We start from the raw sequence: 14,651 nt of genomic DNA, 5'->3' as shown, positions 1-14,651 counted from the left end.
GCGATTAAGGGTAAAGAATCAGTTAGGTGATCCCGTTCAGGGAGCTAATTTCAATTCCACTCTGGTGCGATTAAGGGTATTTCAAGCATCCATACGGAGGGTTCCGGTTTGATAATTTCAATTCCACTCTGGTGCGATTAAGGGTTGAACAAACCGGGGGCAAATTCCAAAGTATGTTATTTCAATTCCACTCTGGTGCGATTAAGGGTTATGAAAGAGCTAAGCTTAACCTCAATTTTAAACCATTTCAATTCCACTCTGGTGCGATTAAGGGAAAAAAGGGACTAATGATTTTCGGACCGGTAGGATGATTTCAATTCCACTCTGGTGCGATTAAGGGTTTATTTTGTACATTGATTGTGTTTGGAGTCGTTAAATTTCAATTCCACTCTGGTGCGATTAAGGGCTGACCAATAGAAAGTCACGAACGCCACTATGGCAGATTTCAATTCCACTCTGGTGCGATTAAGGGTGCAGCGAAGAAGTCAACAAAAGTGGGGTGTCGGCAATTTCAATTCCACTCTGGTGCGATTAAGGGAATCGAAGGTCTTTCCGGAGCGCTGGTTGTCTTGATATTTCAATTCCACTCTGGTGCGATTAAGGGAATAGACCTTTTCTGTTTCCTGTCATCCTCGTATTTATTTCAATTCCACTCTGGTGCGATTAAGGGCCACGTTCATATTGTCTCAACCAGAGTAACAAAGGAATTTCAATTCCACTCTGGTGCGATTAAGGGCTCTCATCCGTAAGCCCTTCTACGTCATCCCCCCAAATTTCAATTCCACTCTGGTGCGATTAAGGGGTCGCTAGCCAAAATTGGTCAGCGGGTGGAAAATTTATTTCAATTCCACTCTGGTGCGATTAAGGGTATTCTTTGAATGGCAGGTACGGTTTTGTGAGGACTATTTCAATTCCACTCTGGTGCGATTAAGGGTAGGCCAGTGGGCGGAGTACGTGACACAGAACATTAATTTCAATTCCACTCTGGTGCGATTAAGGGATTGAAGAATACCTTAACACCCCAATACCGAAAGGTATTTCAATTCCACTCTGGTGCGATTAAGGGCCCGGGGAGTCTCAATTAAAAATATACTTAGACTCATTTCAATTCCACTCTGGTGCGATTAAGGGTTTTGAATCTGCAAAGCAGCGCCGGGAGATAATCCATTTCAATTCCACTCTGGTGCGATTAAGGGTACCCCCGGCCCTCCACTTTCCACTCTTCATTAGGAATTTCAATTCCACTCTGGTGCGATTAAGGGACTTTCGCTGATCCTCGTTTTCTATATTGCCCAAATATTTCAATTCCACTCTGGTGCGATTAAGGGTTGATATGTTCGCCTGTACCGCCCCCTGATCAAAAGATTTCAATTCCACTCTGGTGCGATTAAGGGTCAATTCTTAATCGATCTCATCCCCGACAATTTAGATATTTCAATTCCACTCTGGTGCGATTAAGGGTTTGAGGTTTGCTAATGCCAATCAACATGAAATTTTATTTCAATTCCACTCTGGTGCGATTAAGGGTAGCCTCCGTGTCGGATTTGAATATATTCCCTGTAAATTTCAATTCCACTCTGGTGCGATTAAGGGGGCCTCTGTTCATAGACAATCCGGGGGATTTTGCGATTTCAATTCCACTCTGGTGCGATTAAGGGAAGTTCGTGACTAAGTACTCTCAAGAGTCTAAGCGATTTCAATTCCACTCTGGTGCGATTAAGGGTTCCCTGTAATGGACAAAAAATCTAGCTTATTAGAATTTCAATTCCACTCTGGTGCGATTAAGGGACACCTAATCGAAAAGCGTGAGATCTTAATTTCGTCATTTCAATTCCACTCTGGTGCGATTAAGGGCCAGATGCAGGCCGTAGGCATTCCAAAAGAGAAAACCGATTTCAATTCCACTCTGGTGCGATTAAGGGGGATTAGAATTGGATGCATGGAGAACACGGTAGAAATTTCAATTCCACTCTGGTGCGATTAAGGGCAGGCGGCAGCCCAACCCATGCGATTGCAATGCATATTTCAATTCCACTCTGGTGCGATTAAGGGCCGTAGACCGACTCCCAAAAATCATGGTTTCCAGGCAATTTTCCAAGGTTTTTTCCTCCGATTTTTGTTTTAAAGTCGTCGATGGCCAATCCTATGATTTTCCCCGGGTTTCGACAACCTCATTTCCAAAGCCTCCGGGCCGTTTTTCCGAACCTTTCTCCGTTTTCCACTCCCCGGCCTTTACCTGTTTTACGGGCATCGACAACTCAACGCTCTTTACACCTCTATTTTCTTTCGCCATACATACGCCCTCCGGTGTTACTAACCATTCAATCTTTTTTAAACACATAAATCTCCTCCATTTCCACCCAGGTTTGTCCGGCAAGGGTGCCGGGTACCCCTTCCTGGTATCCGTCCATCAATGCATTCCAGGCCTTTACTTTTTTGTGGTAGGCGGCACTGATCTTGCCCGCTTCCGCCAAATCGACCCCTTCGCGTACCGCGATGATCATGCATAAACTACGGGCAAAATGATAAATACGAATCTGCTCATACCCGGCTTTGCGAAAACTCTCCTCTACTTCCGGCCATACTTGCCGATGGTAGTCAAGGTATTCGCGAACCTTTGTTTCATCGTCTACCAAATTCACAGTAAACACATATTCTTTAAGCCGGGGCTCCCGGGTTGAATTTCCGGAAGTACAAGAGGCAAAGAAGAAAGCAAAGACAATGCAACGGTACACCCAAAGCATTGAAACGGAAAGTAGTTTTTTTTTCATTTTCAGTATGGAAATTATAATTATGTCAATGCATGAATGCGTAAAAAACCCTCACGGCAATAGATGAACTTCTGCATCTGATGATCCATCAGCTATTCGGGTATAGATTTTTGATTCCCTACTCACCATTTCACCCCTCACTCATTCATCAAATATATTTACAAACGACTACTTGATTTTAATTAAATAGGATATACAAGCCTAGCATCACACCTACCAGAATACCCCAAAGCCACCAGATAGTGGTGGTGGAATACTGCTGAGCTCGATAGATGGCTTTGAGACCGGGTAACGAATGTCTCTGAGGGGGACGGGTGAGCAGGGATAGCACAACCATGAAGCTGCACAAGCCGGCAAACAAGTAAAAAGACATCAGTAAAAAAGGCGGGAAAAAGCCCTTTTCGGGAAAGCCACTCAAATCGGCAATGCCAATGCCCAGGCAGAGTATACTGCCGAAAATCAAGGTGGTATTCGCGGCCAGGGTGTTGGCCCTTTTCCACAAAACACCCAACAAAAACACTGTAGCCATCGGAGGGGCCAAATAGCTGATGATGGATTGAAACAAGGCAAATAAATTCTTCTCCACCAACGACAAGGACAAGGCCAATACCACGGAAACGATCCCTCCGATCACCGTGACCCAACGTCCCATTCGCGTTTTTTCCCGGTCTGTCGCTTGAGGTTTGATCTTCTTGGCATAGATATCCAGGGTAAATACCGTACTCAAGGAGTTCAGGCCGGAGTCCACTGTGCTGATCAGAGCAGCAATAATTACTGCTATCACCAAACCTACCAAACCGGATGGCAACAAACGCGTGACCATGGTCAGGTAAGCCGTATCGGGGTCTTCCAACTGGGGGAAGAGTACAAAACAGGCAATTCCGGGAATCATAAAAATAAAGGTATCTAAAATTTTCAACCAACCCGTAAACAACACGCCTTGTTGCCCATGACGCAGGTCTCTGGCCCCTAACACGCGCTGCACAATGGTTTGGTCCGTGCACCAAAACCAAATACCCAACACCGGATAGCCCAACACCAAGGCATGCCAGGGGTATTCCGGATCGGAAGCGGGCCGGAACAAATGCCAGTAATCCTCCGGCACTGAACAGATCAGCTTTTCAACTCCCCCGACTTCGTAAATACCAAAAACCGTCAGTATGACTGAGGCGATAATCAACAACACCATTTGAAAGGTATCGGTATACACTACGGCTACCAATCCACCCGCTACGGTAAAGCTGATGGCCACTCCCATTAGTGCCGTCACCGATAGAATCAAGGGCCAGTTAAGCAACTGACTGATCATAATTCCCCCGGCATACAAAGTACCTCCCAGCCAAAGGATCATAATGGCCACCAGGTTGTACCAGGAGAGCAAATCCCGGGTACTTTCGCTGAAGCGCTTACTTAAAAATTCGGGGGTGGTGCTGATTTGTGTATGCAGATACTTAGGAACAAATACCATTGACAATAATATCAGTAAGGGAAAAGCCAACCAGGAGAAATTCCCACCTACGACCCCTGTAGAATAGGCCAAAGAAGCACTGGCCACCAGCATAGAGGGTCCTACATTGGTCCCCCATATCGAAAAGCCGATATTTCCCCAGCGCAAATGCCTCCCACCTAAAAACAGGTCACCGCTTTTTTGCACCTTCCGGCTGGCATATAAGCCTATAAAAATCAAGGTAATAAGGTATCCCAGAATGACGATTACATCCAGGGTATGTAAATATGCTGTAATGTCCATTTGCAAACGTGTTTCACAGGATTATTTGCTTCAAAAAGCATTTCCCAGGTCAATTGACTTTAAGTGTTTTGGAACGGTATTCCGCCAGGTCCCAGCGTTTTTCAAAGGCCATCAGGTCTTTTTTCTTTATCCAGTTCCAATCTACCCGGGCCGATAAGCCCGGCTCTTCCGGCAAATGATACATTCCGTTTCTTAATTCCGGCTTGACAGCCAAATATTCATCCAGACAGCCATTCAAACCTTTCAGTTGTTCAACGTAAGTATCCTGCTCGGCACAGGCCAGGATTTGACTGGTAAATTGGTAATACCCTCCTCCGGAAAAGAACAATTTCTTTTCCCGCGCAAGTTGTTCGATTTCCATCCACTCCGACAAGTTACATTGGTACCCGGGTACGGGTTGCAGGTGCTGCACACCAGCTTCTGCCAGTGCCGGAAATACTTTGGCCGACTTTTCCGATTCGCCAAAAGAAACCGGTACCGGGCTTGCCTGGCAGATTTCCCTGATTTGGTGTAAATCAGCCGAATGTACGGGCTCTTCAAACCAGGCAATATTTTGGTCCGCTACCTGCCGGATAAAACGCAAGGCTTCCTCAGCCGTCCATATCTGATTGGCATCCACCGCAATGGGAATATAATCGCCTAATGTTTTTCGCACTAATTTTACCCTGCGGACATCCTCTTCCATACAGCGCCCAAAGCCTTTCCCCACTTTCATTTTAATTATCTCATAACCTTGCTCTGCAAAGTTTAGGGCTTCGGTCCGTAATTCTTTTTCCGTATAATTTGTGCCCAAGCCGCTACCATAAGCAGGTACAGCGTTACGCTTCGCTCCCAGATACCGGTGTAAGGGAAGTCGGTGCCGTTTGGCGGCCAGATCGTAGAGTGCCATGTCCACTTGCCCGAGGGTTGTGGCAATGCGTCCGCGAAATCCTTCGTTGCGAATATTCCAGTATAAAAGCGGAAATAATTCTTTATAAGATGTATTCGGAAGGTTGGCCAACAGCGGAAAAAACAATCTTTCCGCATCCGGAATCCCGCTTATAAAAAAGGGAGCTTCGCCTTCTTGCCCATCCTCGTCCACTAAGGTAATCGTAGCGATATTATAGTGCTGGAAAGGGCCCATCGTAGCGTCCTGAAAAGCAAGCGGTACCCGAAACTCTTTCAGTACTCTCACACTAATGGTTTTGATGGTAAACTTCTCTTCAAAAATAGGTGTCTTCTGCATTTTGTTAGGTTAATAAGTGACACAACTGTTGAAAGACCTCTTCCGGCAATTTTCCTTCTTGCCAATAAGTCAGCGAGTTTTGCAATTGCACATGGGTACGAGGGCCCAGCACAATACAGTCCACTTCGGCACAAGAAAATAAAAAACGGTGGGCCAATCCGGGCAAAGAAATTCCGGTTTCTGCCGCCAATACTTGCAACTTTTGCGCAATAGCAAGTTCCTCCCGGCTGACCCATTCCGGCCTGTCTTTGGAGTATGTATCCAACCGATTGCCTAACAGGCCCATATGCAAGGGACTACCGGCATAAAACGCCACTCCCTGGCGGAGTAAATCCGGCAAATAACTGTGTAACGCTTTGAGCGAACAAGCATCGAACTGGTTATACCCCATCACTACCTCAATCAAACCTTGACGGATATAGGAATCAAAAGCGGGCACCGGATTGCCTCCCAGGCCTGCTTTTCCGATCAAGCCTTCCTCTTTCAACTCCTGCATCAGCTCCATGGCCTGGTCGATTTCAGCAGCATTTGGGATATGTGGTTCATGCAAAAACAAAAGGTCGATGCAGTCGATGCCCAGAGTTTCCAGGCTGTTGTATACGCTTTTCCGCATGCCTTCTTTAGAATAGTCAAACCGGGCTATGTCCGCTGCTTCGGTTTGCAAGCGGCCCATTTTCGTACTGATAAAAGGCTTTGGGCCTTTCCATTGGCGCAAAGCCTGCCCTACATACGTTTCTGCCTGATGATAAGAAGGGGCCGTATCCAGACTGTTTACACCTTGCTCCAAAGCAAAAAGAATCGCCTCCACGGACGCTCTTCCGTCCACTGCTTTCCAGGCACCTCCCAAACCGGCCGTTCCCAACACAATCCGGCTACGTTCCGGCAAGCGGGGAGGCTGAAGGTGGTTCTTAATATAAATAGGTAAATCGGGCATATTTTTCGGGATTATCAAGGAAGAGGCTGTCCAAAAAGTCAAAAGAGCATAAAATACCACAAAGACCTCAACACACAAGTAAACACCTGATTTACAGTTATTTACTTTCGTGTAAATCTTAGTATCCTTGTGCATTTGTGTTATATTCCGATTTTTCGGACAACCTCTTAAAAAGAACCGGTTGAAAGATTTACTGTTAAACTCTTCGATACTTAAAGAGTCGTTTTGTTTGCTTAACAAAATAAAGCCAGAATCTTTCAAAAAGCTGACTCAAATTCCTCAAGGTATAGCATTTTTTTGACCTTTTCCTTTGTATTTTACTTGAATAATGTTAGAATTATGTCATTATACATTTTCAAAATCATCCTGAGCAACTTCTTCGAGGTTTCCGTCAGGGTGCTATTCAGAAGCCAGGCAAGCTTCTAAGCTAAACGATACAAAAGAGTTGAGGCTACCAAGTTGTCCGGTAGCATGGTCAGAAACATTTTACCCTGAGGAGCAAAACGATGAAGACGGTTGTTGAAAAATTTGTCCCGCCAAGTGATATTTCCTTTTCCGTAGAACAAATCCACCTGGACTATGCCGATGATTTTCGCACACATTCCGAATTTGAGCTGACAGCCCTGTTCGACTTTGATGGTAAGGCCATTATTGGCAATAAAGTCGCAAATATTTCTATCGGGGATATTTTTTTCATCGGGCCTAATATTCCACATCTTCTACAGGTACAAAACCCGGCAGACCTATTGATCAATCAAGCCGTAGTCGTTCGGTTTGAGTTTGATTTTTTAGGGAAAGATTTTTTTGAAAAACCACAGAACAGTCAGCTCAAAAAACTTCTGGAGCGGGCCCGGCTGGGCCTGAGCTTTAGCGGAGAAGAAATCGAAGTCGTGAAACAAGAAATGAAAATCCTGCCGCAACTTCCGCCTTTTGAACGAACCCTCAATTTTCTAAAGATTTTGCACCGGCTCTCTGACATCCAACAGGTTTCGGTGCTCACCAGTCACGGGTATATGCAAGGAGCCAGCCCGAAGGATTACGAACGCATCAACCGGATTTACGAATTTATCCTTAAAAATTTTCAGGAAGATATCCGCCTGGACGATATAGCCGCTGAGGTGAGTTTCTCCACAGCCACCTTTTGTCGCTACTTTAAAAAACATGTGCGGAAAACTTTCAAGCAGTTTGTCAACGAGGTGCGTATCGGCCATGCCTGTAAACTTCTGATGGCATCGGAAATGAACATTGCCGAAATCGGGTTCGAATCGGGCTTCAACCACCTGACCAATTTCAACCGGCTTTTCAAGCGGGAACTGGGCATGACGCCCAAGGAGTACCGGGAGGCTTTCCGGAAAGAGGAAAATTAAACGCTTCCCTTTCTGTGTATTTAGTGAAATGGTGAATGGGTGAAATGGTGAGGGAGGGAGTAAAGGCAGAAGCTTACATTCAGTATAACTGGTTGGAGGTTGAATTATGTTAATCGATTGTTTGTGTTTTAACTAAGAACTCAGCCATTTACTCACCCTTTCAGGTCGTCACTCACATCACCAAATAAGTAATTCCCTATACTGCCAACCCGATTCGTACATTACTTGGCTTCCATAAAAATTTCTTTAGTTTCGCCCGGTGCCAGTATGATGGCTTGCATAGTTGTAAATACCAAAGGCCCAAGGGGTTGTTTTTTTTGCAGATCAGATTCGCTCATCACCTGTACTGTTGCCAGATATGCCGTAGGATTGGTCATTTGCAACATTACGCCTTTGTTGCTTTTCTTCACCACTTTGGCTTCTATATGATCTGCAACCCAGAGAAAACCCGTTTGAGGATTCAGGTAAACTCCCGGGATTTCCAGGGCCGTCAGCATCACGGAAACTTCACACCAGGACACCGAACTGTGATGCAAATTGCCTACGGCTCCTTGCCCTTCCCAATCGCTTAAATTCACCCGTTCGTTTACATAGCCATCTATCGTATTTCCTACCGGGAATTTTTGTGTGGAAACAAAACCCATGAGGTTATGGGCAATGTCCCGCAGCAAATCCAGGTACAACGTTTCTCCCGTGTAGCGGTATAGTCGCAGCAAAGCGCTGCCTGAGTTGGTACAAATACCGGGAGCAGCATGTTTGTTTTGAATGCTGGCCCATACGGCCCCGGTGGCCGGAGCCCGGCACTGTCCCAAGCGGCTGTTTTCCGGAAACTCAAAATCATACGAAACGGTCCAGGAGGCACAAATCGAAGCCATAGCCCGGGCTCGTTCCAGCCACTTCTTTTCTTTTGTATGCTCGTACAAAGTCACCAGACTTTCGAGCATTGCAAAAGCCGATTCGCTGTCGGGGCATTGCAAGATTTCGCCCGGTCCACCCGTAGTATAGCCTTGGAGCACATCGCGGTGGTAGTACTTTTCCGCTGCCTTTTTGGCAATTTCCAGATATAGAGGTTCTCGAAAGTAATCGGCAGCCAGCGCCAGGGCCCCCGGGGCAATACTTCCGGCTGTAGAACCTTTGATGATCAATGCTCCGGTTTCCACATTTACCAGTTGTCCAAAGTCTCCCTCTTTCTGCCAAAGGTGTACAAAGGCATCCGCCAGCTTTCTGACAGCAGCCTCCCAGGCAGGTTGGATCAATGGGTTTTTATTTTCCCGTTTTAGCCAAAGGAATTGCTTCAATAAATAATACAGGGCATCGGCATTTTTGCGTACCATAGCCACTTGAGGTTTCTCATTATTCAAATGAAAATTGTCCCCGTATACTTTGCCGTTTTTATAAATTCCATAGAAGAAACCACTTTGGCCACGCACTTTTTCTATCGCTGTTTGGAAAGTTTGCAGGCATCTTTGTACCGAAGTTTCATCGCCTTTCACCAATAAGGGATAAGTCTGCATCAACCCTCCTACCCAGCCAATCTGGATATGCCCGAACGGGCTGTCGCCATTGCCGTTTTTGTAATATCCTCCCGCTTCGTTCCAACGCTCCCGGTTTTGCAAATCCATTTCCATTTGCAAGGCTTCACTAAAAGGCAATCGATGTTTCCAGCTTGCATCTCCCGGCATCGCTTTACGCTCTTGAAAATATTTTGTGTAAAATTCTTGTAGGGAATTTGCCGGAAAGAGATACATACGGGCTTTCAAGGTCACAACATCTCCGGCTTTCCAGTCCACTCCCCTGTCCGGACTCTTGCGCAAATGCATGCCTGTGTACCATTTTTCGCGGACTGCCGGAGCACTCAACACCAAAGCCGCTTGTTTCCGGTCTTGGCTTTCCTCAACGGTAAGGCCGGAATTGCCCAAAGAGGTACTCTGCCCGGTAAAAAGCAAAAAGCCCTTCTTGGCCACTTTATCATAAAAACCCATACAGGGGGTCGTTGCATCGGCTGTGGTCAATTCCATTTTGGAAACCTCCCCTTGCCCGCTCAACCGGGGCACATCCGTGATGGTTACCGGAAAGTCTACGCCTTGAAACTTTTCATCGTAAAACATAGGCGGATAATCTTCGGCCAGTACTTCAAAGCGGTTGCCATTATAAGCGGCCCCGGGAATAAAGACGAAATTGTCCTCCCGCCAATCTTTCAGTTGCCAGCTCAAGGCCACTCCTGCTGAGGCCTGTTTCCCTTTCAACAGTTTAAAAGTTACTTCTGCTTCCTGGCAATATGCAGTTACTTTTTGGAAGCGGATCACACATTCCCAGAGGTTCCCCTTCTCTTCCAAGCGGCCTATCCATTTTCCATTTTCTTCTTTCCAGGAAAAGGGCTGACTTTCCACCAAGCGGTTTTCATCGTACTTACAAACTACCGGTGAAAGAAAGCCTTTTTCCTCCTGTAATTTTTTCAGTAAGGAGTTTTTCTTAACGGGCACTCCTTTTTGCCCCTCAGGTGACAACCAGGACTGTGCTAACCCGGGAAAAGCCAGCAAGGAAAGTACTACTAGGATGAAAGAAAAATTCATTTTCACTTAATTGGTTTTAATGGAGATATGGGGTATTTTTTTCAAATTGCTACTTGTAGGAGCTTTTCTATCGGATGAAGGGTTTAGCTTGAAAAACACAGGACTTATTGCCTTAGAGCAGAGGAAGATGCTCTCTGCCCTAAGGCTGTCCGTTTTGAAATTTATATCTACCCACTCATTTGTCATTTCAATTCACTACACAACAGAAGCAATCCTTTCTCACAGCTTAATTTAATTAGCCGCTTGCCCCTCTTTTATTTGTCCTGACAAGGCCTTCTTTAACTCCGGTAAAAGTACTGCCCGGTAACCATCCGGGTTGGGATGAATTCCATCCGGAACATATTTCAAAAACTGCTTCCGGTCTTCCTTGAATAATTTTAACCAATTGTAATAATGGTCAATCAACAGAAGGTTTTCATCTTGTGCTACCTTCCGGTAAACCTGGTAGTATTTTTCCAATTCCGGGCGCTTGGCTGCCTCCTCCATTTTCTTCTTGGGGACATCTGTCACCAGGTTCATCGTTTGCAAAATGATTTGTGTAGAAGGACTCGCCTCTTTGATTTGCCGGACCATCTCACGCAAGTTTTGTTCGGATTCTTTCAAACTAATCTGATACGGAGTGTAGGCATCATTCACCGCAAACTCGATAAACACCACATCCGGTTGTTGACTGATGACCTCCCTAACTTTTGCCAAGCCGCCACTTTCCGCAGGATAAGAAGAAGCCGAGGCCCCTACCCCTTCGTTATGGAAAGTCACCTGACCGGGATATTCCTCTTTTAGCCATTCCTTCATTACATCCATCCAAGGCCAAGTGCCGCCTGTCAAAGAAGTTCCCAAAGCTGCAATTTTCACAGGCCCTTTATTTTCCAGTTTTTCGATAAAGCCGGTAGCCGCATTCTCCTCACTGTCTTTGATGACTACCCAGGTAAATCCGTTGGCCGGAATATCCAAGGGGATATGAAGGTTGTTCTCCGCATCAATGGAATAAATAGCCTGTTTTCCTTCTGCGTTTTGCACCAAGGCTTGTTTTGTCAGACCGGTATAATACACCGGTAATTGAAAGTCCTTCTGGATCCGTTGATTCGTAGGGTTAAAGATCACGGCCAGGCCTTTGTGTTCGATAAAGGGGTTGACATGAAACATACAATCCAAATCCCGGCCGGACGGACGGCTTACGTGAATGATGTCCGAAGTGAGAATTTCTCTGTATTGTTTAAACCAATCCACCCATTTTTTCACCATGGTTTTGGTTTCGGGCGTGTCGTACAGGCGGTTGCCCCGGAGGGTAAACTGACACCCGCTGCCCAGGTGCTGTACCAAGCCTCTTTCGTAGCGGTCCAGGTTTTCCGATAGCGGCTCCAATCCCACCCGGGGATCATTGGTATAAAAGCCCACCAATTGCAAACCCATCCAACCCATGGTGGGGATTTTATGCCAGGTGCCATCGTAAATGTATTGACGTCCTAAAAGCAATTGCTGCTGAGGCGAGAGGTTGGCACTGGCTTCCCGGTACCCCATGCCGGTGGCGCTTTGGCCGTTCAGAAAGTACCAATCCGGAATAGGGACATACATATCCCGCTTTTGCAATTCATGCAAAACTTCCACCTGTGCTTTCCATTGTTCCCACTGCGAATCGTTCAGGCCACGGTGATGAGGATGCTCCTCCGATGCACAAGGATCACCGTGATAAGGGCCATCCATATTGTACGTCATCAAGCCGGTTTGGTCAAAAAACTGCCACATACCGGAATAGTATTTATCTTTCCATTCACTGGCAGTACATACACTTTGGCCAAACAAACTACCGGGTTTGCCCGTAGCAGGGTCAACCACATCGTAGCGGGCCCCTCGCCCCCGGGAAGCGATTTGCAGTTCGTACCCACCCATCACAATTCCACGCGCCTTGGCATAGCCGGCTACTTCCTTCCAAAGTGCTACATAATCCGCCTCCAGGTTGTTATGACTGATCCCCGGCCAGGCCATCACATCCAGGCGTTCGAAGCCCAGTTCGGCCATTTGATCAATAAAGCCCTTTAATTTTTCTTTATTCTGAGAAGTAATACCGCCACAAAGCAAGCTTTCGGTGACTTGCGGAGCCAGCTTTCTATACATTCTGCGGTGTCCCAAGGACTGCCGTTCCCGGTCATCGCTATCGTGCAGCAGTTCAAAAGTGACAAAGGACCGAAAATCCTCCCCGGCTTTCAAGGCTACCGAAGGGCCCATCGGCAGCTTACTTTTCAGCAAATTATGATGCAGAAAACCTAAGAACATGTCTTCGGCCTGGTTATGTGTGGCCCAAGTGCTATACTCCTCATCCACTTCCCATTGCGTGGTGGACTGTCCGGCATGGTAGGGCTTAGGCTCTCCCTGGTAATGCATTAAAGCACTCCCCTCCGGATGAGCATTGACCAAGGCAAAAGAAAAATCACTTTCTACATGCAAGCGTTTTACCTGGTCCTGGTTTACGGCCAGTACTTCACATTCGGTCTCTTCAATCAAAACTTCTTTGCCCGAGTTATTTTTCAGGGTCAACCATTTGGACATGACCGGCAGGCCATCGTACAATTCATAATGCACCTCGATATTTATCCCGGCATAAGCAGGCCGGGTAGAAGGAGTTTCAAAATGCAAAATTATGTGCACTCCTTTGGGAGGCCAGTCCGTTTCAACGGCATTGTACTTTACTTTCCAAGGATAACGCGCTTCCGGAGCCGCTGTAGTAACCCCCTTAAAAACAAAGGCTTCAGGAGAACTTTGCATATCTTTCAGCCACTCTTCCAGCAAATACGACTTTTCAGGTTGCCCTTTCAGGCCGCCAATTTCCAGCCAGTCCTCTCCTAAGCGAACCCTGGCCTCCGGCTTAACCGCTCGCAGGTATTCGGCCCCGTTGGATAAATTGCGATAGCTGATACAGGCCAGGTTTTCCCCCACGTAAAAAGTCCTGGACACCAAACCATTGCCCAAAATCATTTTTGCGGAAAGCCCGTCCTCAGCCGGCACTACGGTCAATTCCGCTTTTTGGCTTACGGGGCTGATCAACCAGTCGTTCCGAAAGCTTTGCGGATGATCGCTGTTTTGCACCTTCTTCTGAAAACCACTGGTTTGCAGTGACTGAATCAGGGATTTCTGTTGGGCTACTTCCTGCTGGCTCAAGCGTTTCATCACTTGTTGGTCGATCAGGAAGGCTTTTTCAGGATCGGCCTCTGCTTGGGACAAAGCCGTATAACGGGCTTCATAGATTTCACCAAAGAAAAAAGCCTTTTCATGCGGCAAGCCACCCAGTGAAAAATTAGGGTTCAACTTATGCGTGCGTGAAAAAGAAGCCGTTTTTTTCCCATTGACATAAATATAATTTCCTTTGGTATCTGCGACCAAAGCAATATGGGTCCATAACCCTTCCGTAACTTTGGCTATATTCATTGTTTTTTCTCCTGTTACCTGTAATACCCAGTTGTTTGTTTGCTGGGCAATCAAATACCCGCCTTTCCGGTCGCCATGGGCCAAGACTACATGCAAAGGCAAACCGTACGGGTCCTTTTCGTCCTCCTGCCGGGCCTTCACCCATACTTCCAGGACGAAATTCTCCGAAGCTTTTCCCAAGGCCTGTGCCGTGTGATAAAAATCCGATTTCCCATTAAACAACACGGCCCCTCCGGGTTTGTTTGCGGGAGTACTGGCAAAAAACACCGGTTTTCCTTGCCTTTTTAATACCACCGCTGCTTTTTCCCGGGTTTCCGCCTGGGCATCCAGCCGGGCCTTCACGCTGGCAGGTGCCACTGCGTAAGTAACGTTGCCCTCTTCTCCAAGGAGAAAATGCTGACTCTGTGCGTTAAGTGAAAGCGCTAAAATCCCCCAAAATACCGTGCATAAAATTCGTGTAATGCTTTTCATTCTGTTTTTGTAATTAGCAGTAAGCCTCTGGCCCCCTCTTAATGGCCGTTGGTTCTTTGTTTTTTAACAAAAAAAGAAAAGACAAGAGATTTTGTCTTTTCATTATTTCTCAAATACCAACACTATTTTGACCTGAT

Annotated in this window: 8 protein-coding genes and 1 CRISPR repeat array (1 of these 9 only partly in view); of the genes, 1 reads left to right on the top strand and 7 read right to left on the bottom strand. The window is 46.4% G+C overall.

What is annotated here, in order from left to right; genetic code table 11:
* A CRISPR array of direct repeats spans positions 1-2,052; the repeat unit is 30 nt; it reaches 2,133 nt to the left of the window's first position.
* A 91-nt stretch (positions 2,053-2,143) separates the two neighbouring features.
* The 5 genes from AAG747_RS08770 to AAG747_RS08750 form a co-directional block, all read right to left on the bottom strand.
* Positions 2,144-2,293, bottom strand: a complete 150-nt coding sequence (locus tag AAG747_RS08770; protein WP_346820782.1) for a hypothetical protein — start codon at positions 2,291-2,293, stop codon at positions 2,144-2,146.
* Positions 2,294-2,321: 28 nt separating this feature from the next.
* Positions 2,322-2,771, bottom strand: a complete 450-nt coding sequence (locus AAG747_RS08765; RefSeq protein ID WP_346820781.1) for an L-rhamnose mutarotase — start codon at positions 2,769-2,771, stop codon at positions 2,322-2,324.
* 178 nt (positions 2,772-2,949) lie between these two features.
* Positions 2,950-4,521, bottom strand: coding sequence for a sodium:solute symporter (locus tag AAG747_RS08760; RefSeq protein WP_346820780.1), 1,572 nt, complete (start codon positions 4,519-4,521; stop codon positions 2,950-2,952).
* A 49-nt stretch (positions 4,522-4,570) separates the two neighbouring features.
* Positions 4,571-5,746, bottom strand: a complete 1,176-nt coding sequence (locus AAG747_RS08755) for a mandelate racemase/muconate lactonizing enzyme family protein (RefSeq protein ID WP_346820779.1) — start codon at positions 5,744-5,746, stop codon at positions 4,571-4,573.
* A gap of 4 nt (positions 5,747-5,750) precedes the next feature.
* The gene (locus tag AAG747_RS08750) at positions 5,751-6,680 is read right to left on the bottom strand and encodes an aldo/keto reductase (protein ID WP_346820778.1); all 930 of its coding nucleotides are present in this window, start codon (positions 6,678-6,680) and stop codon (positions 5,751-5,753) included.
* Between the two features lie 506 nt (positions 6,681-7,186).
* Here AAG747_RS08750 and AAG747_RS08745 point away from each other — a divergent pair.
* On the top strand, positions 7,187-8,047 hold the full coding sequence (locus tag AAG747_RS08745; RefSeq protein WP_346820777.1) for a helix-turn-helix domain-containing protein: 861 nt from the start codon (positions 7,187-7,189) through the stop codon (positions 8,045-8,047).
* Between the two features lie 221 nt (positions 8,048-8,268).
* On the opposite strand, the gene AAG747_RS08740 is transcribed toward AAG747_RS08745, so the two are convergent.
* On the bottom strand, positions 8,269-10,620 hold the full coding sequence (locus AAG747_RS08740; RefSeq protein WP_346820776.1) for a hypothetical protein: 2,352 nt from the start codon (positions 10,618-10,620) through the stop codon (positions 8,269-8,271).
* A 231-nt stretch (positions 10,621-10,851) separates the two neighbouring features.
* Complete coding sequence (locus AAG747_RS08735) at positions 10,852-14,514, bottom strand: SGNH/GDSL hydrolase family protein (RefSeq protein WP_346820775.1); 3,663 nt, start codon at positions 14,512-14,514, stop codon at positions 10,852-10,854.
* Between the last annotated feature and the right edge of the window lie 137 nt (positions 14,515-14,651).

The organism is Rapidithrix thailandica (assembly GCF_039710355.1).
In the GTDB taxonomy this organism is placed as follows: domain Bacteria; phylum Bacteroidota; class Bacteroidia; order Cytophagales; family Flammeovirgaceae; genus Rapidithrix; species Rapidithrix thailandica.
This window is presented reverse-complemented; position numbering and strand designations above follow the sequence as displayed.